2 protein-coding genes are annotated in these 2,980 nt (G+C 73.2%); both read right to left on the reverse strand.

Annotated features, from left to right (window positions below):
- Positions 1-21: 21 nt before the first annotated feature.
- Positions 22-2,325, reverse strand: coding sequence for a hypothetical protein (locus tag D6689_19780; GenBank protein ID RMH38363.1), 2,304 nt, complete (start codon positions 2,323-2,325; stop codon positions 22-24).
- Between the two features lie 81 nt (positions 2,326-2,406).
- A partial coding sequence (locus D6689_19785) for a sulfurtransferase FdhD (protein RMH38364.1) occupies positions 2,407-2,980 on the reverse strand: 574 nt, incomplete at its 5' end.

Consider the following 2,980-nt stretch of genomic DNA (forward strand, 5'->3'; position numbering starts at 1 on the left):
CGCGGGCGACGACCCGCCGCGCTACTCGCCCAGGTCCGCGGCGAACGCGGCGGTCACGTTGGCCGGATTGCCCCACCGCGCTTTGCGCCAGCGCGCGTTGTAGACGCGCAACAGCCACAGCGCGTCTTCGACCGCGCGGCGCGCGATCGGCCACTCATCGGCGACATTGCGCTGCTCGAGCGGGTCGGCCTCCACGTCGTACAGTTCGGCTTTCGCGCCGGCGGCGTGCACCTTCCACCGCCCCAGCCGGCCGGCGTGCTTCTTCTCGTAGTGGCTCACGAAGGCAAGCGTCGGGTAGCCGCGACCGACGCCCTGTGCGAGCGGCAACAGCGACGCCCCTTGCCAGTTGTCGTCCGGCGCGACGCCGAGCGCGTCAGCGATCGTCGGCATGATGTCGATGCCCTCGACCGCTTCGTCGATGGTGCCGGCCGGCACGAGCGGCGGATAGTAGATGACCAACGGGACGTGGACGAGCGCCTCGCGCACGCTCACGCCGTGGCCGATCTTCCCGTTCTCCAGCAACTCGTCGCCGTGGTCGGCGGTGAGGACGACCATGGTCTGGTCGCGGATGCCCCACGCATCGAGCGTGTCGAACAGCTTGCCGACCAGCGCGTCCTGGTACGACACGTTCGAGTCGTACAGCGCGCGGAGGCGGTCGATATCGCGCGGCGACGGTTTGATCGCGCCGGCGGCGATCTTGTCGACGACGGTGCCGGACGCCATCTTGCCGAACCGGCCCCGGTACGGCTCCGGGTCGTAGCGGGAGATCCACGGTTCCTTGGCTCGCCACGACACGTGCGTGTCGATCGTGCCGAGGTAAAGCAGCCACGGATCGCGGCGCCCTTCGACGGTCGCGAGTCCGCGCGACAGGATGTCCTCGCCGGACAGGCCGCCGCCCTCGTGAATGTGGTTGCGGAAGGCGTCCCAGTCGTCGCCGAACCCCCACTTGCGCGCGACGTAGCCGTTGCCGGTCTCGCCGCTCGCGTACAGCCCGGCCTTCTTCGCGAGCTCGTCGATCGTGAACCACTTGTCGGCCAGCTTCGCCTTGGGCGACAACATGTCGTGGACTACGGGGTACAGCGACGACCACATCGACGCGTGGGACACGCGCGACTCGTTGCCCTGTACGTAGGCCTGGCGGAACACCGCGGCCTCGGTTGCCAGTTGGTCGAAGTGGGGCGTCTCGGGCCGCGCCTTCGGGTTGATGATGCGCAGCCGGTCGGCGCGCAGCGAGTCCATGATCCACAGGATCACGTACCGCGGCGGCGGTCCGGTTCGCGTCGTGGGTGCGGGGCCGGGCACCGTGAGAGCGGCGCGGGGCAGCCGCGCGCGCGCGCAGCCGTCGAGGGTCAGGTCCAGGCGGACGGCCTCGCCGGCGAGCGCCGACAGATCGACCGCGCCGCCGCCGTCCGTGACGGCGCCGCGAACCGGCTCGCCGCGGTCCGCGTGCGCCACGACATTGATGGTACAACCAGGTCCGGCGCCGTCGATGACGAGCGCGCCGCCGTCGGGCACGACCACGTACCACGCCAGCCCGCGGTCGGCGGTGAGCTCGAGCCCGGCCGGTCCGCCGAGCGGCGCGGACTCGTCGTACGGGCGTGCGCCGCCCACCTGCCACCACGCGAACGCGAATCCGCCGCGCCGCGCGCCGAACAGGGCCAGCTCGTTTTCGCCCGCGCGCAGCCGGCCGGCAGGCACCGCGAACGCGGCGGTCGACCACCCCGCCGGCACGTCGACCGTCGCGGCGTCGGCGCCATTGACGCGCAGGGTCGCGGGCCCACCGCGATCGGCGTGGACGCGCACCCACACCTCGGCGGCGGTCGTGGCCTGTTCGCTCGTCAGTGGCGCGTACAGCGACAGCACGTCGCCGTGGGGCCGCGCCGCGCGCTCGCCCGCCACGTCGACCGCGAGGTCGGCCGGCAGGTCGCTCTTGCGGAAGCGCAGATACTTGGTCGCGCGGCGCGAGCCGAGCGGCACCCACAGGCCGCCCGCGAACGTCACGTGGGCCGCCAGCCGGTTGTCGACCAGCGAATAGACGGCGTGCTCGACGCGGCGGGGTGCGGCGGGAGCCGGCGCCGCGCCCGGGGCGCTCTCGGCCCGAGCGGCCGGTGGCGCGCTCTGCGCATCGGAATCGCCGCAGCCGACCCCGGCCGCGGCCACCGCGGCGACGATCGCGAGCCAGCGGCGCCGCGCCGCGCGTCGATCGCGTTGCGCGAGCGCGCGGTCGCGCGACCGTGCGAGCAGTGCGGCGCGAGGTGAGCACACGGGTTGGCTCCCGATGAGCGAGTTGGGCCGCCGCGGTGCGGTGCGGGACTCCTCGCTCACGGCCGAGGTGGGCCGGCTCGGTGTTCCGGCACACGTCCGCCGGACCGTGACACCGCAGTGTTGTCCGTCCACCTCCGTCCCCTAGCACACTCGGTCCGCGTGCGCGTAGCAATTGAAGCGGCCGGCGCGCACGAACCCGCACAGCGTGACCCCGAACTCCCGGGCCAGGTCCACCGCCGCGGTGCTCGGCGCCGACACGGCGGCCACGAGCGGAACGCGGGCCGCGATCGCCTTTTGGACGATCTCGAACGACAGCCGCCCCGACACGCACAGCAGCGCGTCGGGCGCCGGCAGGCGACCGGCCGCGAGCGCCCAGCCCACGACCTTGTCGACCGCGTTGTGCCGGCCGACGTCCTCGCGGGCGACCCACAGGTCTCCCTCGGACGAAAACAGGCCGGCCGCGTGCAGTCCGCCGGTGCAGTCGAACACGGATTGTTGCGCGCGCAGCGCGTCCGGCAACGCCGCGACGACGTCCGCCGGCACGCGCACCTCCGACGCGATCGGCGCTGCGCGCACCCGCAGCGACTCGATCGACACCTTGCCGCACACGCCGCAGCTCGATGTCGCGAACGTGCTGCGCTCGGGCAGCCGCGTGCGCGCGAGCGGGCTGCGCAGGTGCACGTCGACGATGTCGTCGGCGATCCGCTCGAACCGC

The sequence above is a fragment of the Deltaproteobacteria bacterium genome (assembly GCA_003696105.1).
Classification (GTDB): domain Bacteria; phylum Myxococcota_A; class Polyangia; order Haliangiales; family J016; genus J016.